The organism is Ancylobacter gelatini (assembly GCF_022601675.1).
GTDB lineage: Bacteria > Pseudomonadota > Alphaproteobacteria > Rhizobiales > Xanthobacteraceae > Ancylobacter > Ancylobacter gelatini.
Genome location: NZ_JAKVIL010000004.1, coordinates 67,647 through 88,329, shown reverse-complemented (window position 1 = coordinate 88,329; position 20,683 = coordinate 67,647). Strand labels below are relative to the sequence as shown.

Sequence of the window (20,683 nt, the reverse complement as noted above, 5' to 3'; positions counted from 1 at the left end):
TAGCTAACTTGTTTGAGTTGGGGAGTAGATTTGCACCGATGACCGTCGCGTTCGACGAAATGACCAATGCGGACGGCTCGATCCGCTCCGCCTATGCCGCCCTCGCCCGCTGGCTGAGTGACGTTCCGCCCGACGTGCTGGACTTCCGCCGCCGCGAAGCCGAGTTCATTTTCCGCCGAATCGGCATCACTTTCGCCGTCTATGGCGACAGCGATGCCCAGGAACGCCTGATCCCGTTCGACATCATCCCCCGCATCCTGACCGGCGGGGAATGGTCGCGGCTCTCAAAGGGGCTGGAACAGCGCACCAAGGCACTCAACCTCTACATCAAGGATGTCTATTCCAAGCGGGACATCCTCAAGGCCGGGATCGTGCCCGAGGATCTGGTCTACCAGAACCCGGTGTTCCGCCCGGAAATGAACGGCCAGAAGGTGCCGCACGACCTCTATGTCCACATCGCCGGCATCGATGTGGTGCGCGTGGACGCCGACACCTTCTATGTGCTCGAAGACAATGCCCGCACGCCTTCCGGCGTCTCCTACATGCTGGAGAACCGCGAGATCATGATGCGGCTGTTCCCCGAGCTGTTCGCGGAGAACCGGGTCGCGCCGGTGGAGAACTACACCGACGAACTGCTGGCCACGCTGAAGTCGCTCGCTCCGACCACGGCGACCAGCGATCCGAACGTCGTCGTGCTCACTCCCGGCATCTACAATTCGGCCTATTACGAGCACTCGTTCCTTGCCGACAAGCTGGGCGTCGAGCTGGTGGAGGGGCGCGACCTCTTCATCAAGAACGACATCGTGTTCATGCGCACCACCGAGGGGCCCAAGCGCGTCGACGTGATCTATCGCCGGCTCGATGACGACTTCCTCGATCCCCTCGCCTTCCGCCCGGACAGCGCGCTCGGCGTGCCGGGGCTGATGAGCGCCTACAATGCCGGCAATGTCACGCTGACCAATGCGGTCGGCACGGGCGTCGCCGACGACAAGGCGGTCTACAGCTACATGCCGGAGATCATCCGCTTCTATCTCGGCGAAGAGCCGCTGCTCAAGAACGTGCCGACATGGCGCTGCCGCGAGCCGGAGCACCTGAAATACGTGCTCGACCATCTCCACGAACTGGTGGTGAAGGAAGTGCACGGTTCGGGCGGTTACGGGATGCTCATCGGTCCACGCGCGGACAAGGCGCAGATCGAGCTGTTCCGCAACAAGCTGAAGCAGGACCCGACCAACTTCATCGCCCAGCCGACGCTGGCGCTTTCCACCTGCCCGACCTTCGTCGAGGAAGGCATCGCTCCGCGCCATGTCGATCTGCGCCCCTTCGTGCTCACCGGTTCGGACCGCGTGCGGATCGTGCCGGGCGGCCTGACCCGCGTGGCGCTGCAGGCCGGCTCGCTGGTGGTCAATTCCAGCCAGGGAGGCGGCACCAAGGATACGTGGGTGCTCGACGAATAGCCGGGAAAGGGCGAACTGAGGAGGCGGCATGGCAATGGACACGATGACGATGGAGGCCATGTTCGGCGGCGCCACGCTCGCAGGAGCAATGTCGCTGGAGACATGGCTGGCGTTCGCCGCCGCATCGTCGGTGCTGCTGGTGATTCCAGGGCCGACCATCCTCCTTGTCGTGTCCTACGCGCTCGGGCAGGGCCGCAAGGTCGCGTTCCCCGTCGCCACCGGCGTCGCGCTCGGCGACTTCACGGCGATGACGCTTTCCATGCTCGGCGTCGGCGCGCTGCTCGCCACCTCCGCGATGCTGTTCACCGCGCTGAAATGGATCGGCGCCCTGTACCTCATCTGGCTCGGCATCAAGCTGTGGCGGGCGGGGAGCGCGGCGCAGTTCGGGCCGGCGCGGGGCGAGGGATCGCCGCTGCGCATGCTGGTTCATGCCTGGATCGTCACCGCGCTGAACCCGAAGAGCATCACCTTCTTCGTGGCGTTCCTCCCGCAGTTTCTCGATCCGTCCCGCAGCTTCGTCGGCCAGATGGTGATCTTCGAGACCACCTTCCTCGTCCTCGCGGCCGTCAATGCCTTCGGCTACGCGCTGATCGCCGGGCGGCTCCGCTCGGTGATCCACCATTCCAGCATCATCAGCGCCATCAACCGGGTTGGTGGCACCCTCCTGATCGGGGCGGGCGTCGCCACGCTCGTCTGGCGCAACGCCAAATAGATAAGCGGACACCATGCTTTCACGCACTGCAGACAATCTCTACTGGCTGGCCCGCTACATGGAACGGGCGGATTGCCTCGCCCGGATCCTCGACGTCACCCAGCGGCTGGCGCAATTGCCCACGGCCTATGGCGGCTCGACCAATGAGTGGCGCTCGGCCCTGCTGACGGCCGGTTGCGCCGACCTTTTCAAGCAGGTCCATGGCGACGAGACCAACGAGCAGAACGTGGTCTCCTTCCTCGCCTTCGCGCCGGAGAACCCCTCCTCGATCCGCAACTGCTTCGAGATCGCGCGCACCAATGCCCGCTCGGTGCGCACGGCGCTGACCATGGAAATGTGGGAGACCATCAACTCCGCCTGGCTGGAGCTGAAGCGCTATTCCACCAAGAGCATGACCCGCGAGGAACTGGCGCGCTTCCTCTCCTTCGTGAAGGAGACGTCGCTGCGCTTCGACGGCGCCGCCTATCGCACCATGCTGCGCAACGACGCCTTCTGGTTCTCGCGCGTGGGCATGTATGTCGAGCGCGCCGACAATACGGCCCGCATTCTCGACGTGAAATACCATGTGCTGCTGCCGGACACCGAGCATGTCGGCGGGCCGCTGGATTATTTCCAGTGGGCCTCGATCCTGCGCTCGGTCTCGGCACTCACCTCGTTCCATTGGGTGTACCGCCAGAGCGTGAAGCCGTGGCTTGTGGCCGATCTGCTGATCCTCAACGCCCAGATGCCGCGCTCGCTCACCAGCTGCTACCAGAACATCACGCGCTATCTCGACGACATCGCGGCCTATTACGGCCGTCAGGGTTCCGCGCAGCGCATCGCGCGCACCACGCTGACGCGGCTGGGCAACAGCCGCATGGACGACATTTTCCAGACGGGCCTGCACGAGTTCATCGACGGCTTCGTTGTCGAGAACAATCGGCTGGGCGCAACCGTTACGGACCAGTATCTGCTCTGAACCGAAACCGGTCATCGTGTCATGCGTATCCATGTAAACCACGCCACCATCTACACCTATGATCCGCCCGCCAATGGCGCGATCCAGATTCTGCGGCTGACGCCCCGCAACCATGACGGCCAGTATGTCGTGTCATGGCGCATCGACGTTTCGGAGAGTTGCCGGCTCCAGGCGCATCAGGACGCCTTCGGCAACCTCACCCACACTTTCGCGGTGGACGGACCGATCAGCGAATTGCGGGTGCTGGTCGAGGGCGAGGTCGAGACACAGGACACGGCCGGCGTGATCCGCGGCATCAGCGAGCGCTTTCCGCCGACGCTGTACATGCGCGAGACCGACCTCACCGCGCCGAACGCGTCGCTGCGCGAATTCGCGCTGGATTCGGTCGGGTCCGATCCCGACCGGCTGGCGAAGCTGCACACGCTGATGGACGGCATCGGCGCCGCCATGACCTATGACCCCGACCCCACCCACGCCTCCACCAGCGCGATCGAGGCGTTCGAGCTGAAGCGCGGCGTGTGCCAGGACTATGCGCATATCTTCATCGCCTGCGCGCGCCATCTCGGAATTCCCGCCCGCTATGTCAGCGGGTATTTGGTCGGCGACGGCTCGACCCGGGCGCAGGGCGCCGGCCATCAAGCCGGCCATGCCTGGGCGGAAGCCCATATCGAGGGGCTGGGCTGGGTCGGCTTCGACGCGACCAACCAGATGTGTCCGATCGAGACCTATGTGCGGGTAGCCGTGGGGCTGGATTATCTGAACGCCGCGCCGGTGCGCGGCAACCGTTATGGCGGAGGCGACGAGAATCTCTCCGTCGCGCTGACCGTCGATCAATCAAGCCGCCAGATTCAGGGTTGATCATTGTCCATCTGCGAAGCGTCCGGCTATAAGGGCGCCTGAAACCAGCCGCATGCGGCCCGTGGGGAAGTGCCTTCATGACATATTGCTGTGGTATCTTGGTGCGTGACGGTCTCGTCATGATCGCCGACACCCGCACCAATGCGGGTCTCGACAACATTTCGACCTTCCGCAAGCTGCACGTGTTCGAGCAGCCGGGCCGTCATGTGATGGCCCTCGCCACGGCAGGCAATCTGTCGATCTCGCAGGCGGTCATCTCGACGCTGCAGGAAGGGCTGAAGAACCCCGAGACCGGGGAAAAGGAAACGCTCGCCGGCGCCTCCAGCATGTTCCGGGCGACGCAGCTGGTGGGCCGCGCCATCCGTCACGTCCACGGCCTCTACAATGAGGGGCTGCGCGAGGCGGATCTGCGCTTCGAGGTGTCGTTTCTGTTCGGCGGGCAGGTCAATGGCGGCCGGCTGCGGCTTTTCATGATCTATTCGGCCGGTAATTTCATCGAATGCACCAACGACACCCCGTTCCTGCAGATCGGCGAGCATAAATACGGCAAGCCGGTGCTTGACCGTTCTATCACCTATGACATCGACCTCTATGACGCGCTGAAATCCGGCCTGATCTCGATGGATTCGACCATGCGCTCGAATCTCGGGGTCGGCATGCCGATCGATGTGCTGGTCGCGCGCCGCGATGCCGGACAGTCGGAACTGAACTACCGGATCGAGTTCGGCGAACCCTATTTCCACGATTTGCGCGAGCGCTGGTCCGCCGCGCTGCGGGCCGCGCATAATTCAATCCCCCGTCCGCCTTACGGGCGCACCTGACCCGCGCAAAGAAAAGCCGCCAGCCCGTTAAGGGAGGCGGCGGCTTTAGTTTGGGGAGAAACCGACGAATATCGCCGGAAACGGTCTCATTACGTAATGAGATAAAGAAGAATGATGATCGGGATCGGGATGCCGATAAGCCACATCAGAATAGCAGGCATGATATTGTCCTCCAGTCTTCTTCCGTGATGCTTGACTGTCTGGATAACGCCGGTCCGACGATCCGGTTCCCGGCGCTAAAGAACGCTGGAGCATCTTTGTCAGGAACGTGGTGGTGCCGGCATTAGCCTGTGAGCGCGCCGCGCTATCGATCGGGGCCGGTCTTGCCGATGGCATGCGCCTCGGCCATCGTGCGGCCCCATCGGGAGGAACAAGAACATGACAACCAAGCGCATCGCCCTCGTCACCGGCGCCGGCACCGGCATCGGGAAGGCCGCCGCCGTCGCCCTCGCCCATGACGGGTTCACCGTGGTGATGACCGGCCGGCGCCGCGAGCCGCTGGAGTCGGTTGCCGCCGGCATCGGCGACCGCGCGCAGGTGATTCCGTCCGATATTTCCGATCCGGCCTCGGTCACCGCGCTGTTCGGCGAGGTGCAGGCGCGGTTCGGCCGTCTCGATGTGCTGTTCAACAATGCCGGCGGCTGGTCCGCCGCCATGCCGATCGAGGACATTCCGCTGGAGGACTGGCAGCGCGTGGTGAATGTGAACCTCACCGGCGTGTTCCTGTGCACCCAAGCGGCGATCCGCATCATGAAGGCGCAGGACCCCAAGGGCGGCCGGATCATCAATAACGGCTCGATCTCCGCCCACGCGCCGCGGCCGAACACTGGACCCTACACCGCGACCAAGCACGCCGTGACCGGGCTGACCAAACAGGTGGCGCTGGAGGGCCGCTGGCACAACATCGCCTGCGGGCAGATCGACATCGGCAACGCCGATACCGACATGGCGACGAAGATGAAGACCGGTATTCTCCAGCCCAACGGCCAGATCATGGTCGAGCCAACCTTCGATCCGGCCGATGCCGGCCGGGCGGTCGCCTATATGGCCAGCCTGCCGCTCGATGCCAATGTGCTGAACATGACCATCATGGCCACCGCCGCCCCGTTCATCGGGCGCGGCTGAGCCCGGCTCAGATGAAGGCCAGCGCGCCCTGATAGAGCATCCAACTCAGGAACCCCATCACGCCGAAGCTGATCAGGGTCGCGACGATGCCGGCGCAAATGAAGGCGCCGTCGCGTTCCACCAGCCCAAGGCCGAGGATGCACACCGCGATGCCGGGCGGCAGATTGCCGAAGATCGGAATCGGCAGCAGCAGCAGCAGGCCCAGCACCACGACCAGCCCGCCGAGCACATAGCGCGCGACCGGGCTGGAAAGCTGCTCCAGTCGCGGGCGCGAATAGCGCTCGAAGCGGCGGATCCAGGGCAGCGCGCCATTGACGATGCGATCCAGCAGCGCGCGCGAGAAGGTGCGCGCGGCCAGCCAGCGCGGCAGCCACAACTCATCGCGCCCCATCACCATCTGCACGCCGACGAGGCACAGCAGGATGCCGCAGATCACCGGAATGCCGGGCGGCATGGGCAGCGCGTTCGGCAGTCCGAGCAGCAGGATCGAGAGACCAAAAGCGCGGTTGCGCAGGGCGTGCACCACCTCGCCCACGCCGATGCGTTCCGCCGAATGGGCGGTGACGATCGCCGACAAGAGTTCGGACGTGCGCGGCGAACGATGATCCACGGAACTGACCAAGATACCCTTTGATGCCCCCCGGAAAGGCCGGGTTCGCCGCCCTCATAGCACGGCGATCAAGGCAAGGAGAGGGCATGGTTGCCAAAAGGCGGGCAGTTCTTTCGCGCAGGCAGGGTCAGTTGAACCGGAAAACCCCGTCGACGGCCCGCAACTCGGCGGGCCGGATCAGGCGCGAATGCGCGACCGTCACCGAATGGAGCGGGCCCTCCAGCTCGCGCTTCCAGAACTCCAGGAAGCGGTTCAGCTCGGGAAAATGCGGGCACAGATCATAATGCTGCCAGAGATAGGTTTGCAGGAAGGACGGGTGGTCCGGCATGCGATACAGAATCTGGGCGGTCGTCAGGCCATAGCCGGAGAGCTGCTTCACGAAGTCGTCGGAAATCGCAGTCATGCGGAACCTCCTTTCGCGGTGATTCCGATTCTGCGGCTGCTTCGAGGCGGCTGCAAGGTTAAATTCTAAATTTCGTGTTCAATATCAATGCATTGGCAGCATATATCTCGGAGTGCTGACAAAAGGGGCGGCATTGCGTTGGCACTCTCTCATGCTGACTGCCAGTTTTTTCGTCCCCTGCCCTTGCGCCCCCTCCCCACGCCGCCTAGATGTCCCCCCGGCGGCCACCTCCTTCGGGCGGGAGCTGCCGTACATCATGTCAATGATTGTCCATGAATTTCTGGAGAAACGCGATGAAGTTCCGTCCTTTGCATGACCGCGTGGTGGTCAAGCGCATCGACGCGGAGACCAAGTCCGCCGGCGGCATCATCATCCCCGACAGCGCCAAGGAAAAGCCCTCGCAGGGTGAAGTCGTGGCGGTCGGTCCCGGCTCGCGCGACGAGGCCGGCAAGCTGGTCCCGCTCGACGTGAAGGCGGGTGACCGGGTGCTGTTCGGCAAATGGTCCGGCACCGAGGTCAAGCTCGACGGTGTCGAGTACCTGATCATGAAGGAATCCGACATCCTCGGCGTTGTCGAAGACGCTTCCTCGGCCAAGAAGGCCGCCTGACGCGCGGTTTCGCACGACGCTCGAAACGACTTACCGGAGTTAAGCCAAATGTCTGCCAAGGAAGTAAAATTCTCCGTCGAAGCGCGCGACAAGATGCTGCGCGGCGTCGACATCCTCGCCAATGCGGTGAAGGTCACCCTCGGTCCGAAGGGCCGCAACGTCGTGATCGAGAAGAGCTTCGGCGCTCCCCGCATCACCAAGGACGGCGTCACCGTCGCGAAGGAAATTGAGCTCGAGGATCGTTTCGAGAACATGGGCGCCCAGATGGTGCGCGAAGTGGCCTCGAAGTCCAACGACCTCGCCGGTGACGGCACCACCACCGCCACCGTGCTCGCCCAGGCGATCGTTCGTGAAGGCGCGAAGTCCGTTGCCGCCGGCATGAACCCGATGGACCTCAAGCGCGGCATCGACCTCGCGGTGGAAGCCATCGTCTCCGACCTCAAGAAGAACGCGAAGAAGGTCACCTCGAACGACGAGATCGCTCAGGTCGGCACCATCTCCGCCAACGGCGATTCCGAGATCGGCAAGTTCCTCGCCGAGGCCATGCAGAAGGTCGGCAACGAGGGTGTCATCACCGTCGAGGAAGCCAAGACCGCCGAGACCGAGCTCGACGTGGTCGAGGGCATGCAGTTCGACCGCGGCTACCTCTCGCCCTACTTCATCACCAACGCCGAGAAGATGCGCGTGGAGTTCGAGGACCCCTACATCCTCATCCACGAGAAGAAGCTCTCGGGTCTCCAGGAACTGCTGCCGGTTCTCGAAGCCGTGGTGCAGACCTCCAAGCCGCTCCTGATCATCGCCGAGGACATTGAGGGCGAGGCTCTGGCCACCCTCGTCGTCAACAAGCTGCGCGGCGGCCTGAAGGTTGCGGCCGTGAAGGCTCCGGGCTTCGGCGACCGCCGCAAGGCCATGCTGCAGGACATCGCGATCCTGACCGGCGGCACCGCGATCTCCGACGATCTCGGCATCAAGCTCGACAGCGTGACCCTTCCGATGCTCGGCCGCGCCAAGAAGGTCGTGATCGAGAAGGAAAACACCACCATCGTCGACGGTAACGGCGCGAAGGGCGACATCGAAGCCCGCGTGGCGCAGATCAAGGCGCAGATCGAGGAGACCACCTCGGACTACGACCGCGAGAAGCTCCAGGAGCGCCTGGCCAAGCTCGCGGGCGGCGTCGCGGTGATCCGCGTCGGCGGCGCGACCGAGGTCGAGGTGAAGGAGAAGAAGGACCGCGTTGACGACGCGCTGCACGCCACCCGCGCGGCCGTCGAAGAGGGCATCCTTCCGGGCGGCGGCGTCGCGTTCCTGCGCGCCATCAAGGCGCTGGAAGGCGTCAAGACCGCCAATGCCGACCAGAAGACCGGCGTCGAGATCGTCCGCAAGGCGATCCAGACCCCGGCCCGCCAGATCGCCTCGAACGCCGGCGAAGACGGCTCGCTGATCGTCGGCCGCATCCTGGAGAAGGACAGCTACTCCTTCGGCTTCAACGCCCAGAGCGGCGAATATGTCGACATGTTCAAGGCGGGCGTGATCGATCCGGCCAAGGTGCTGCGCTCCTCGATCCAGAACGCGGCCTCCGTGGCCTCGCTGCTGATCACCACGGAAGCGATGATCGCCGACATTCCCAAGAAGGCCGGCGCCGCGGCCCCGGCCATGCCGGGTGGCGGCATGGGCGGCATGGACTTCTGATCGAAGGCTATTGCCTCAGGGAACGACGGAAAGGCGCGGCGAAAGCCGCGCCTTTTTCGTTTGAAATGGCAACGATGTTCACCCGGCGGCCAAGATGGGCGCCGCTCTAATCCAGCGTCTGCCGGAACCGCCTCACCGCGATGAACATCGCGACCAGCATGATGGCCGCCAGCGCCGCGATGTCGTGGGACAGGTCGGTCGCGGTCGAGCCCTTCAGCAGGATGCCGCGCACGATGCGCAGATAGTGCGTCAGTGGCAGGGTCTCGCCGAGCCATTGCGCCCAGACCGGCATGCCGGCGAAGGGAAACATGAAGCCTGAGAGCAGGATGCTCGGCAGGAAATACATGAACGCCATCTGCACCGCCTGGAGCTGGTTCTGCGCCAGCGTCGAGAAGGTGTAGCCGATGGCGAGATTGGCGAGGATGAACAGCACGGTGAGCACCACCAGCAGCCCCAGCGAGCCGATCATCGGCACATGGAACAGGAACACGCCGGCCGTCACGATCATCGTCGCCTGCAGCGCACCCACCATCACATAGGGCGCGATCTTGCCGAGCATGATCTCGACCGGGCGGATCGGCATCGCCAGCAGCGTTTCCATGGTCCCGCGCTCGATCTCGCGCGTCACTGACAGCGCGGTGAAGATCAGCATGGTCATGGTGAGGATGGTACCGAGCAGGCCGGGCACGATGTTGAGCTGCGTCACCGCCGCCGGGTTGTAGCGGGCATGGGTGATGATCTGGAACGGCGGCGGTGCCGGCTCCAGCCCGCTTCCCGCCGGCCCGCCCTCCTCCGCGAAGCGCTCGCGGCGCACCGACGTCTCGACGAGGCTCTGCAAAGTGGCGATCGCGCTGCCTGAGGCAACGGGGTCGGTGGCGTCGGCGGCGACCAGCATGGCCGGGTTCTCGCCGCGCCTCGCGCGTCGCTCGAAGCCGGCGGGGATTTCCACCACGAACAGCACGGCGCCTGAGCGCATCAACTCCTCGGCCTCGGCCTCGCTTTTCGGCAGGTGGCTCAGCGTGAAGTATTTAGTGTTCTGGATCGCCGACATGATGGAGCGCGTCAGCGAGGTGTTCTCATGCGCCAGCACCGCGGTCGGCAGATGGCGCGGCGTGGTGTTGATGGCGTAGCCGAACAGCACCAGTTGCAGCAGCGGTATGGTGATCATGCTGGCGAACGACACGCGGTCGCGCATGAGCTGGAGGAATTCCTTGCGCACCATGGCGTCGACGCGGGTGAGGAACCCGGTCAGGCGGCTGAACATTCCCGCCGGCCCGCTCATCGGAAATTATCCTTCGAGCGGCTCATCAGGTCGATGAACACGTCTTCCAGCGTCGGCGCGTCGCGATGCCAGTCGAGTTCGGGGCGGGCGCGGAACGGGGCGATCGCCGCCTCCAGCGCCGCGGCGTCGTGGCTGCCGACATGGACCGAGGCGCCGAACGGCGCCACCATCTCGATGCCGGGCGTCGCTTCCAGTTCGCGCGCCAGCCGCGCCGGGTCGCCGCCGGTCACGCTCCAGGTCACCAGCCCGGCGCCGGCGATCACCTCGTCGACCGTGCCCTGCGCCAGCAGGTCGCCATAGGCGATATACGCGATCTCATGGCAGCGCTCGGCCTCGTCCATGTAGTGGGTCGAGACCAGTACGGTGAGCCCCTCGGCGGCGAGCTCGTGAATCTGCGCCCAGAACTCGCGGCGGGCCTTCGGGTCGACGCCGGCGGTGGGCTCGTCCAGCAGAAGCAGTTGGGGCGCGGGCAGGATACAGACGCCGAGCGCGAGCCGCTGCTTCCAGCCGCCGGAGAGCGAGCCGGCGAGTTGCCGGTCGCGGCCGGTGAGGCCCAGCCGATCGACGGCCGCGCGCGCGGCGCCGGCGGGATCGGCCATGCCATAGATACGGGCGACGAATTCAAGGTTCTCGCGCACCGAGAGGTCGGCATAGAGGCTGAATCGCTGCGTCATGTAGCCGACATGGCGCCGGATTTCGCGGGACTCGGTCAGGATATTCATGCCGAGACAGGTGCCCCGCCCGCTATCGGGGGTCAGCAGGCCGCACAGCATGCGGATCGTGGTGGTTTTGCCGGAACCGTTCGGGCCGAGAAAGCCGTAGATCTGGCCGCGCCGCACCTTCATGGAAAGATCGTGCACCACCACGCGGTCGCCGAACGTCTTGCTCAGCCCCTCGACCTCGATCGCGTAATCGGGTGCCCCGCCCGGCCCCTCGCTCATGGCGAAAGCCCGACGCTGACCGGCTGGCCCGGACGCAGCGACAGGGGATCGTCGGGCTTCGCCTCCAGCAGGAACACCAGCTTGGAACGTTCGTCGAGGCTGTAGATCACCGGCGGGGTGTATTCCGCACTCGCGGAGATGAAGCTCACCTTCGCCGGGATCGGCACCGCGCAGCCATCGCAGGTCACCTCTACCGACGCGCCGAGCCGGAAGCGCGGCAGGTCGGGCTCCGGCACGAAGAAACGTACCTTGATCAACTCCGGCGGCAGGACGGAAATCACCGGCCGTCCGACCGGCACCAACTCGCCGGGGCGGAAATACACGGTCTCGACCGAGCCGGCATGCGTCGAGGCGAGAGCGCGGCGGTCGAGGCGGGTCTGCGCGGCGTCGAGGCTGGCCTTCGCGGCGGCAACCGCCTGTTCCGCCGCGGCGACCTGCTGGTCGCGCGACGCCATCCGGCCGACCTCGATCTGCCGCTCGACCTCGTTCAGCGCCGCCTGGTTCTGGTTGTAGGTCGCCTGCGCGGTGTCATAGGCGGCCTTGGAGCCAACCTTCTTCTCATAGAGGTCCTTCTGCCGGTCCAGTTCGATCTGCGAGAGGTCGAGGGCGGCCTGAGCCCTGCGCCGGCTCGCTTCCAGCACGGCGATCTCCTCGGGCCGCTGCGCGCTGGCCTTGAGGTTGTCGAGATTTGCCTGCGCCTGCGCGAGCTGGCCGCGCGCGGCATCGACGTCGGCCTGCTGGAGCACCGGGTCGACCTCGAACAAGGGCTGGCCCGGCGTGACCCGATCGCCTTCATCAACCTTGAGGGTGAGCAGGCGCCCGGCCTCGTCGGGGCCGACGAAGATCAGGTCGCTCTCGGCGTAACCCTGAAACTGCGGCGCGCCGCGCTCGCCGCAACCCGTGAGTATCAGAACGCAGACCAGCACACCGATCATGCGCATCATGTTGCGTCTCCCTCGCGGTCGGTCCAGCCGAGGCCGCGCAACAGGATGTCGATATGGGCGGCGAGCATGTCTTCGGTATCCAGTGGATCGAGGCGCTGAAACGTCCCCTCCCACAGGACCGCGATCAGCAATGGCGCAACGAGTAGCTGCGGGTAGCGCGCGCCGGCATCGCTGGTGATCTCACCCCGCGCCAGCGCCCGCTCGTTGACGGCACGAAGCAGGCTCAGTCCCCGTGAGACCACCTCGCGATGATAGAGCGCCGCCAGCTCCGGGAAGCGCTCCCCCTCCCCGATCATCAGCCGCACCATATGCCGGCGCGGCGAATGCACGGCCTCGCTGATGAAATGGGCGAACAGCAGCCGCAGGAAATCCCGAGTGGAGCCCTCGAACGCCGCGAGCCGGCCCTCCATGGTGCCGAGCACCGGGTCGAGCGCCTCGTGGACCAGCCCCTCGAACAGCGCGGCCTTGTCCTCGAAATAGAGATAAAGCGTGCCTTTCGCGACGCCGGCGCGCGTGGCGACGTCCTGCATGCGCGCGGCGGCGAAACCGGATTCGGCAAACACCTCAAGCGCCGCGTCCAGTATGGCGCGCCGGCGCTGCGCCGGATCGGCGCGTTCGGCGCGGCGCCGGGGGCGCTTGTGTTCAGGTTGGTCGTCGTCGCTCACGGTTGGGTGCATCTGATAGTGACTGGACGGTCAGTCATATCACCGGGCTTATTCGAGCGCCACCCGATGCCGCCCATCCGCCGGCGCAAATGAAACGGGCGCCCGATGGGGCGCCCGTTCAAATTTGGCTCGTCGATCCCGCTCAGTTGAACGTGCCGAGCGGGATGAACTGGGTCTCGCCGGAGGAGCCGTCCACGCCGTCATTGTCGGTGACGATGAAGGCATTGCCGGCGGTGTCGATGGCGAAGCTTTCTACCTTGTCCAGCACGTAACCGTGCGGCGCCCGCAGGAGCGGCAGCAGATCCTTCATCTCGGTCTTGGTGAGCACGGGCGGCGCCTGCTCGCTGCCGAGCGCCGCCGGGGTGACGTCCTTGAGCGAGACGAAGGTCAGCTTCTTCAGCTTCGCCGCGTCGCCGATCTGGTTGTCGCGCTCGATCACGATCAGGCCGTCCTTGTAGGCGGTCAGCTCGGAAAGGCCGACCCAGCCCTTCGCGGCCTTGTCCAGCGGGTAGCGGACATAGCCCCAGCTCTTGGCGGCGGGCTTGTAGGCGAGCAGCTTGACGAAGCCCTTCGGGTCGTCCTTCCACTCGCGCTGCACGGCGATCCACACGGTCTCGTCGGCGCCCGAGCCGGTGACGGTCACGCCTTCGAAGCCGTAGCGCGTGGCCTGCGCGGCGAGCGCTTCCGGCAGCGCGATCTCCTCGGCGATCGAGCCATCGGCATTCACGCGCAGGAGCAGGTTCTGGGTCGGGTTTTCCTTCTTTTCCGGGTTGCCTTCAGAAGCGACCCAGAAGCCGCCCTCGGGACGGACCGCGATGCCTTCGAGGTCGAGGCCCTTGGCCGGCTTGCCGTCGCGGGTGAGCAGGGTCGCCGCGGTGATCTTGGCCGGCAGGCTGGAGGCGTCGACGGTGAGGATGCGCGCCTGCGAATAGGCGCTGTCGGTCACGGCGTAGAGCTTGTTCGGCGTCGTGGCGTCGGCGGCGAAGCCGGAAAGCGCGCTCCACCAGATCGGCAGGCCGTCCGGGCCGTTCTCCGAGACGATGGTCGGGTAGGCCGGCTTTTCCTGGCCGCCCTCATAGACCGTCACCACCGAGCCGATGCCGCCATCCTCGCGCAGGTCGGTCTCGGCGGCGGTGACGAACAGGTTGCGCGAAGGGATGGCGAGCAGGCCCTCCGGCCCGATGCCGCCCGGCAGCACCTGGAGGAATTCGGGGGCCTCGCCCGCACCCTTGTCGCGGTAGACGAAGACGATCGAGCCGCGCTCGGAAGCGACGAAGATCAGACGGTGATCGCCGAAGGTCGCGACTTCCGCGCCCTCCATCTCGATGCCCTTCTTGTTGCGCTTGTCCGGATAGTGGCCAAGGCGCACCGCCATGTGCTCGGGCGCGGTGCCGGATTCGAACAGCAGCTTGCCGGTTTTGTCGAACACGCTGAAGCCGCGCGTGCCGCCCTTCCAGTCGCCTTCATTGGCGATCACGAAGCGATCGTCGTCGATCCACTGCACGGTATCGGGTTCCCGCGGCACGGCCTTCATCGAGCCGGAAAGATCGATGACGCCGTCCTTCTTGGTGTCGATCTTGTCGAGGTCGACGGTGCCGGCGGAAAAGTGGTTGGTGACCTTGCCCGTGGGCAGGTCGATCAGCACGATGTGGTTGTTCTCCTGAAGCGTCAGGATCACTTCGTTCTTCGAGTTGATGTCGAGATATTCCGGCTCCGGGTCTTCCGGTGCGACGGCGGCGAGGCCGGTGAGGTCGACCACCTTCTTGGACTCGTCCACCACGCGGCCGTTCTTGACCTCGAAATAGGTCAGGTTGCCGGCCGGCATCTGCGGGATGGCGCCGTCATTCACCTCTTCATCGCGCTCGTTCTCGATCGCGACGGCGAGATAGGAGCCATCCGGGCTCTTGGTGATGGAGTCGGGCTGGCCGCCGAGGTCGATCTTGTCCTCGACCTTGCGGGTCGCGAGGTCGACCACCGCGAGATGACCCGACGGCTTAGCCTTCGATTCGGAGGTGTTGACGCCGACATAGGCCTTGCCGCCGATCACCACCGTCGTGGTCGGCTCACCGTCGAGCGCGACGATGCCCGCGGGCTTCGGCGCCTTGGGGTCGGTGATGTCGATGAAGCCGATCCGCTGGCCGGGGCTGTCGCTGTAGATCAGCGTATTGCCGTCCTCGGTGACGGTGATGATCTCGGCGGAGGTGGACTTCGCCGGGTCGGCGCCCTGGGGCAGGTTCGCGACGACGTCGAAGGTCGCGGCGCGGTTGAACACCGGCGGAGCGGACTGGGCGATCGCTGACGAGGCAGCCAGACCGAATACGGCCAGCGAGACGCCGGCCATGAGAATCGCGCGCATGATTTCTCCCATCATCATATCGGGCCGAGCCCGCTCGCGCGCACTTCAAGGCGCAGTGGGTGACAACGACATGACGATCGCCTGCTTGTTCCCCATGGTTTTCAGGCTAGATACGACTTTCGTCTCATAAGAATTCAGAATTCAGAGCGATTTAGCGCTTGCGCTTGCCGTACCGGCATCGTCTGATTTCAGCATCGGGACAAGGCGCGCAAAGCGCCGCCCGGCGGGCCACAAGCCCGCAGAGGAAAACGCCACAGGAGGAACCGCCCATGACCGAGACGTCAGGGAAGAACGTTGGCGCGCGCGCCGACGCCACCGTCACCAGCCGCCGCCGCTTCATCGCCACCGCTGCCGTCGCGGCGGGGGCCTCGGTGGTCGCCGCGCCTGCCGTCCACGCGCAGGCGCCCATCAAGCTCAAATTCCAGTCGACCTGGCCGAACAAGGACATCTTCCACGAGTTCGCCGGCGACTATGTGAAGCGCGTCAACGCCATGACCGGCGGCCGCGTCGAACTGGAAATCCTGCCCGCCGGCTCGGTGGTCCCGGCCTTCCAGATGCTCGACGCGGTATCGTCCGGCATTCTCGACGGCGGCCATGGCGTCGCCGCCTACTGGTACGGCAAGAACAAGGCGTTCTCGCTGTTCGGCACCGCGCCGGCCTTCGGCTGGGACGCTGACGAACTGCTGGGCTGGATCCGCTATGGCGGCGGCCAGGAACTCTACGACGACCTCGTTCAGAACACGCTGAAGCTGAATGTGGTCGGCATGCTCACCGGCCCGATGCCCGGCCAGCCGCTCGGCTGGTTCAAGAAGGAAATCACCAGCGCCGACGACATGAAGGGCATGAAGTACCGCACCGTCGGCCTTGGCGCGGACCTGTTCAAGGAGTTCGGCGCGGCGGTGACCATCGTACCCGGCGGCGAAATCGTGCCGGCCATCGATCGCGGCCTGCTCGACGGCGCCGAGTTCAACAACCCGTCCTCGGACCTCGTGCTCGGCTTCCCGGACGTCGCCAAGGTCTACATGCTCGGCAGCTACCATCAGGCGCTCGAATGCTTCGAGATCCTGTTCAACAAGACCAAGTTCGAGGGCCTGCCCAAGGACGTTCAGGAAATCCTGAAGGGCGCGTCCGACGCCACCTCCTCCACCATGATGTGGAAGGCGCAGGACCGCTACTCCAAGGACCTCGAGGCCATCAAGGCTCGCGGCGTCAAGGTCCTCCAGACCCCGCGCCCGGTGCTGGAAGCCCAGTTGAAGGCCTGGGATACCGTGATCGCCAATCTCTCGGCCGATCCGATCTTCAAGAAGGTAGTCGAAAGCCAGAAGGAATGGGCCAAGCGCATCGTCGGCTTCCGCCTCGAATATGAGCCGGACTCGAAGTTCGCCTACGACCACTTCTTCAAGACCGCCTGAGTACCCGGCGGCGGGCGTTTCATCCCCGGACGCCCGCCGCCGCGTATCATCCATGCACAGGTGTCGCGTCTTCCCGCGTCGCAGGAGCCGACCCTTCCTCGCCGGAGAGCCGCCGTCGGAAACGCCCGCGCGCGTTCCGTGTCCGCGCCCCTGCCCTGTGCGTCGTCGGCATGGACCGGCGTGACGGAAAGGGCGGCGGAGCAGATGGAGCGGTACTGCGCCGAGCCGCGCGCTCCGATATGTGCCTTCGCCCTGCCGCCCTTTCGAGGCGACCCCATTCCGAGGCCCCCATGCAATCACTCCTGCTCGCCGTCGACAGGATAAATGCCTTCATCGGCAAGCTTTTCGCCTGGTGCATCGTTATTCTGATGCTGGCGATCTGCTACGAGGTGTTCCGCCGCTACGTTCTTCGCGACCCCACCACCTGGGCTTACGATGTCAGCCTGATGCTGTATGGCGCGCTGTTCATGATGGCGGGCGCCTACACGCTGTCGCGCAACGGCCATGTACGCGGCGACTTCCTCTATCGCAACTGGGCGCCGCCGACCCAGGCCAAGTGCGACCTGGTGCTGTATTTCCTGTTCTACTTTCCCGGCATCCTGGCGCTGATCTATTCCGGCTGGGGCTATTTCTATCTCTCCTGGCTGCTCAATGAGCACTCGTCCTTCAGCCCGGACGGGCCAGTGATCTGGCCGTTCAAGGCGATCATCCCGATCACCGGCGTGATGATGCTGGCGCAGGGCGTGGTCGAGGTCGTGCGCTGCTGGATCTGCATCCGCGACGGGGACTGGCCGCAACGGCTGCACGACGTGGAGGAGATGGAGAAGGTCATTCTTGAAGAGGCGGCGGCCCGGCAGGAGGCGATCACCAACGCCGCCGACCGCGAAGGCACCACGCGGGGGGCGCTGTGATGTTCCTGTCCGATCCCGCACTCGGCATCCTGATGCTGGTGCTGTTCCTGATCTTCCTGATGCTCGGCTTCCCGATCGCCTTCACGCTGATGGCGCTGGGCGTGGGCTTCGGCTACTTCACCCAGGGCGACAGCATCTTCAACCTGTTCGTGCAGCGCACCTATTCGGTGATGGCGAACGATGTGCTCATTTCGATCCCGCTGTTCCTGTTCATGGGCTATGTGATCGAGCGCGCCAACATCCTCGACCGGCTGTTCAAGGCGATCCAGCTTGCGGCCGGGTGGATTCCCGGCTCACTCGCCGTCGCCACACTGATTACCTGCGCCTTGTTCGCCACCGCGACCGGCATCGTCGGCGCCGTGGTGACGCTGATGGGCCTGCTCGCCTTTCCCGCCATGCTGCGGGCCGGCTACAACACCAAGATCGCCTCGGGCGTGGTGTGCGCCGGCGGGTGTCTGGGCATCCTGATCCCGCCGAGCGTCATGCTCATCCTCTATGGCGCGACGGCGGGCGTCTCGGTGGTCAAGCTCTACGCCGCCGCCTTCATCCCCGGCATCAGCCTCGCGCTGATGTACATCGCCTACGTCATCATCCGCGCAATGATCAATCCCTCGCTGGCGCCGAAGCTGCCGGTCGAGGAACGCAACGTGCCGACCTCGACCATCATCTGGGCGCTGCTCACCTCGTTCTTCCCGCTGGTTGCGTTGATCACTTCGGTGCTGGGCTGCATCATCTTCGGCCTGGCCACGCCTTCGGAGGCGGCGGCGATCGGCGCGGCGGGCGCGATCCTGCTGGCGCTGGCCTACCGGACCTTCAGCCTTGAGAAGCTGAAGGATTCGGTGTTCCTCACCGCCCGCGCCTCGGCGATGGTGTGCTGGCTGTTCGTCGGCTCGGCGGTGTTCTCGGCGGTGTTCGCGCTGCTGGGTGGTCAGCGTGTGGTGGAAGAGTTCATCATGGGGCTGGACCTTGGTCCGGTCGGCTTCCTCATCCTCACGCAGATCATCATCTTCGTGCTGGGCTGGCCGCTGGAGTGGACCGAGATCATCGTGATCTTCCTGCCCATCTTCCTGCCGCTGCTCGACCATTTCGGCATCGACCCGATCTTCTTCGGTGTCCTGGTCGCGCTGAACCTTCAGACCTCGTTCCTGTCGCCACCTGTGGCGATGGCGCCATTCTACCTGAAAGGCGTGGCGCCCAAGCATGTCTCGATCGACGAGATTTTCTCGGGCGTCATGCCGTTCATCTTCATCGTCGTCTTCGCGATGGCGCTGCTCTACATCTTCCCGGGCTTCGCCCTCTGGCTGCCGAACTATCTCTACGGCGGCTGAGGACGCGGCACATATGCGCGATGCCCGGCCCCGTGCCGGGCATCGTCGTTCAAGGGCATGTGATCAGGAAGCGAGGCCGGCGGCGGCCTTGGGGTCGCCCGGCGCGGTCTTCCAGCCGAGCGTGGGGAAGCGCACCACGCGCCGGCCGCGGAAATCGGCCTCGCACACCAGATGGCCGCGCTCTTCCATATAGGTCAGCAGCCAGCGCCCGCGCGAGGGCGAACGGCTGCCATAGGCGCGGGCCAGCGCTTCGTCCGCCGGGGACGGCGCGCCCTCCATGCCGGCGCGCGCCAGCAGCAGGAACACGCCCTGCATCTCCTCCGGCAAGCGCGAGGCCTGTTCCACCGCACGTTGCCAGCCCTCATCCTCCATCCGCCCGTCCATTCCGGCACGGGCAATGGCGAGACGGCGGGTGAAATCGGCGAGGTCGGGCACGCGCGAGCCGATGCGCCGCACCCGGCAATGCACGAGGAAGTCCGGGTAGAGCGCGGCGGCGGAGCGGAACGGTGCCTCCGGGTCGGCGACGAACTGGCGGATGATCTCCTCGATCAGCGCTTCCCGTTCAGCCTCGAAGGCGGCGACGGCTTCCGGGTCGACCGGTACCGGAACCGGCGCGGGCGTCACTTCGAGCGTGTCGAGAATGTCGTCGGTGGCGCGCGGCTGCAGGCGCGGCGCGGGCATCGGCGCCGGCTCGCCGCCCAGATCGTCGAAGATCAGGTCCTGAAGCTCCGCCGTGCCCATTTCCGGCGGCGGCATCAATTCGGGGCGTCCGTTGCGGCTGGCGGTCTCGACCACACCGATCTTCACCGGCAGCGGACGGCGCGACAGCGCGGGGCCGAGCGCCACGAAGGAACCCGTATTGAGGTCGCGGAAGCTCTCTGCCTGCCGCTTCTCCATGCCGAGCAGGTCGGCGGCGCGCGCCATGTCGATGTCGAGGAAGGTGCGGCCCATCAAAAAGTTGGAGGCTTCCGCCGCGACGTTCTTGGCGAGCTTGGCGAGGCGCTGGGTCGCGATCACGCCGGCGAGCCCGCGCTTGCGGCCGCGGCACATCAGATTGGTCATGGCGCTGAGCGAGATGCGGCGTGCCTCGTCTGAAATCTCGCCCGCGCCCGAGGGCGCGAAAAGCTGGGCTTCGTCGACGATGACCAGCATCGGAAACCAGTATTCCCGCTCGGCGTCGAACAGCCCGTTGAGGAAGGCGGCGGCCGAGCGCATCTGGGCGTCGGCGTCGAGGCCCTCCAGATTGAACACCACGGAGGCGCGATGGCGGCGAATGCGCGCGGCGATGCGCTGAATTTCCCCGGCGGTGCGCTCGGCGTCGATCACCACATGGCCGTAGCGCTCGGCGAGCCCGACGAAGTCGCCCTCCGGGTCGATGATCGCCTGCTGCACATGGCCGGCGCTCTGTTCCAGCAGGCGGCGCAGCAGGTGGGATTTGCCCGAGCCGGAATTGCCCTGCACCAGCAGGCGCGTGGACAGCAGTTCTTCGAGATCGAGCCGCACCGGCTGGCCGGTGGTGTTGGTCCCCAGATCGATGCCGATCTTCATGCCGCTCAAAACGTCCCTGTCGCTCGCGTCACCAGCCCGGCGGCCGGCAGCCTCA

Annotated in this window: 19 protein-coding genes; 11 read left to right on the top strand and 8 right to left on the bottom strand. The window is 65.4% G+C overall.

Annotated elements, in window-relative coordinates; genetic code table 11:
* Positions 1 to 38: 38 nt before the first annotated feature.
* The 6 genes from MKI84_RS08755 to MKI84_RS08730 all read left to right on the top strand — a co-directional run bounded on the left by MKI84_RS08755 (position 39) and on the right by MKI84_RS08730 (position 5,931).
* Positions 39 to 1,457: a circularly permuted type 2 ATP-grasp protein gene (locus tag MKI84_RS08755; protein WP_241618616.1), complete on the top strand. Its 1,419-nt coding sequence runs from the start codon at positions 39 to 41 to the stop codon at positions 1,455 to 1,457.
* Between the two features lie 88 nt (positions 1,458 to 1,545).
* Positions 1,546 to 2,169: a LysE family translocator gene (locus MKI84_RS08750; RefSeq protein WP_241619201.1), complete on the top strand. Its 624-nt coding sequence runs from the start codon at positions 1,546 to 1,548 to the stop codon at positions 2,167 to 2,169.
* A gap of 13 nt (positions 2,170 to 2,182) precedes the next feature.
* Positions 2,183 to 3,127 carry an alpha-E domain-containing protein gene (locus MKI84_RS08745; protein WP_241618614.1) on the top strand — a complete coding sequence of 315 codons (945 nt, stop codon included), beginning with the start codon at positions 2,183 to 2,185 and terminating at the stop codon, positions 3,125 to 3,127.
* A gap of 21 nt (positions 3,128 to 3,148) precedes the next feature.
* Positions 3,149 to 3,985, top strand: coding sequence for a transglutaminase family protein (locus MKI84_RS08740; RefSeq protein ID WP_241618612.1), 837 nt, complete (start codon positions 3,149 to 3,151; stop codon positions 3,983 to 3,985).
* A gap of 77 nt (positions 3,986 to 4,062) precedes the next feature.
* Positions 4,063 to 4,806 carry a proteasome-type protease gene (locus tag MKI84_RS08735; RefSeq protein WP_241618610.1) on the top strand — a complete coding sequence of 248 codons (744 nt, stop codon included), beginning with the start codon at positions 4,063 to 4,065 and terminating at the stop codon, positions 4,804 to 4,806.
* Positions 4,807 to 5,184: 378 nt separating this feature from the next.
* Positions 5,185 to 5,931 (top strand): SDR family oxidoreductase, encoded by a 747-nt coding sequence (locus tag MKI84_RS08730; RefSeq protein WP_241618608.1) that lies wholly within the window; start codon positions 5,185 to 5,187, stop codon positions 5,929 to 5,931.
* A 7-nt stretch (positions 5,932 to 5,938) separates the two neighbouring features.
* Here the strand turns inward: MKI84_RS08730 and MKI84_RS08725 are convergent, their stop codons facing one another.
* The gene (locus tag MKI84_RS08725) at positions 5,939 to 6,541 is read right to left on the bottom strand and encodes an exopolysaccharide biosynthesis protein (RefSeq protein ID WP_241618606.1); all 603 of its coding nucleotides are present in this window, start codon (positions 6,539 to 6,541) and stop codon (positions 5,939 to 5,941) included.
* 127 nt (positions 6,542 to 6,668) lie between these two features.
* Positions 6,669 to 6,944, bottom strand: a complete 276-nt coding sequence (locus tag MKI84_RS08720; RefSeq protein WP_241618602.1) for an usg protein — start codon at positions 6,942 to 6,944, stop codon at positions 6,669 to 6,671.
* 293 nt (positions 6,945 to 7,237) lie between these two features.
* Here MKI84_RS08720 and groES point away from each other — a divergent pair, with 293 nt between their 5' ends.
* Positions 7,238 to 7,552, top strand: coding sequence for a co-chaperone GroES (gene groES, locus MKI84_RS08715; RefSeq protein ID WP_241618598.1), 315 nt, complete (start codon positions 7,238 to 7,240; stop codon positions 7,550 to 7,552).
* Positions 7,553 to 7,600: 48 nt separating this feature from the next.
* Entirely contained in the window at positions 7,601 to 9,241 is a 1,641-nt protein-coding gene (gene groL, locus MKI84_RS08710) for a chaperonin GroEL (RefSeq protein WP_241618597.1), read from the top strand.
* 106 nt (positions 9,242 to 9,347) lie between these two features.
* Here groL and MKI84_RS08705 read toward each other — a convergent pair whose 3' ends face one another.
* The 5 genes from MKI84_RS08705 to MKI84_RS08685 form a co-directional block, all read right to left on the bottom strand.
* Positions 9,348 to 10,523, bottom strand: coding sequence for an ABC transporter permease (locus MKI84_RS08705; protein ID WP_241618595.1), 1,176 nt, complete (start codon positions 10,521 to 10,523; stop codon positions 9,348 to 9,350).
* On the bottom strand, positions 10,520 to 11,464 hold the full coding sequence (locus MKI84_RS08700) for an ABC transporter ATP-binding protein (RefSeq protein WP_241618593.1): 945 nt from the start codon (positions 11,462 to 11,464) through the stop codon (positions 10,520 to 10,522). Before MKI84_RS08700 ends, MKI84_RS08705 begins: the two co-directional genes overlap by 4 nt.
* Entirely contained in the window at positions 11,461 to 12,408 is a 948-nt protein-coding gene (locus tag MKI84_RS08695) for an HlyD family secretion protein (protein WP_241618591.1), read from the bottom strand. Before MKI84_RS08695 ends, MKI84_RS08700 begins: the two co-directional genes overlap by 4 nt.
* Positions 12,405 to 13,073 (bottom strand): TetR/AcrR family transcriptional regulator, encoded by a 669-nt coding sequence (locus MKI84_RS08690; RefSeq protein ID WP_241618589.1) that lies wholly within the window; start codon positions 13,071 to 13,073, stop codon positions 12,405 to 12,407. Before MKI84_RS08690 ends, MKI84_RS08695 begins: the two co-directional genes overlap by 4 nt.
* Positions 13,074 to 13,215: 142 nt before the next feature.
* On the bottom strand, positions 13,216 to 15,429 hold the full coding sequence (locus MKI84_RS08685) for an esterase-like activity of phytase family protein (protein WP_241618587.1): 2,214 nt from the start codon (positions 15,427 to 15,429) through the stop codon (positions 13,216 to 13,218).
* Positions 15,430 to 15,698: 269 nt separating this feature from the next.
* Between MKI84_RS08685 and MKI84_RS08680 the strand changes: the two genes are divergently transcribed.
* From MKI84_RS08680 to MKI84_RS08670, 3 genes are all read left to right on the top strand, one after another.
* A complete protein-coding gene (locus MKI84_RS08680) occupies positions 15,699 to 16,841 on the top strand; it encodes a TRAP transporter substrate-binding protein (RefSeq protein WP_241618585.1) in 1,143 nt (380 codons plus the stop codon).
* A gap of 290 nt (positions 16,842 to 17,131) precedes the next feature.
* Entirely contained in the window at positions 17,132 to 17,752 is a 621-nt protein-coding gene (locus MKI84_RS08675; RefSeq protein ID WP_241618583.1) for a TRAP transporter small permease subunit, read from the top strand.
* Positions 17,752 to 19,080, top strand: a complete 1,329-nt coding sequence (locus MKI84_RS08670) for a TRAP transporter large permease (protein ID WP_241618580.1) — start codon at positions 17,752 to 17,754, stop codon at positions 19,078 to 19,080. The genes MKI84_RS08675 and MKI84_RS08670 overlap by 1 nt, the downstream gene beginning before the upstream one ends.
* A gap of 63 nt (positions 19,081 to 19,143) precedes the next feature.
* Here MKI84_RS08670 and MKI84_RS08665 read toward each other — a convergent pair whose 3' ends face one another.
* A complete protein-coding gene (locus tag MKI84_RS08665; protein WP_241618578.1) occupies positions 19,144 to 20,628 on the bottom strand; it encodes a helicase HerA domain-containing protein in 1,485 nt (494 codons plus the stop codon).
* Positions 20,629 to 20,683 lie beyond the last annotated feature (55 nt).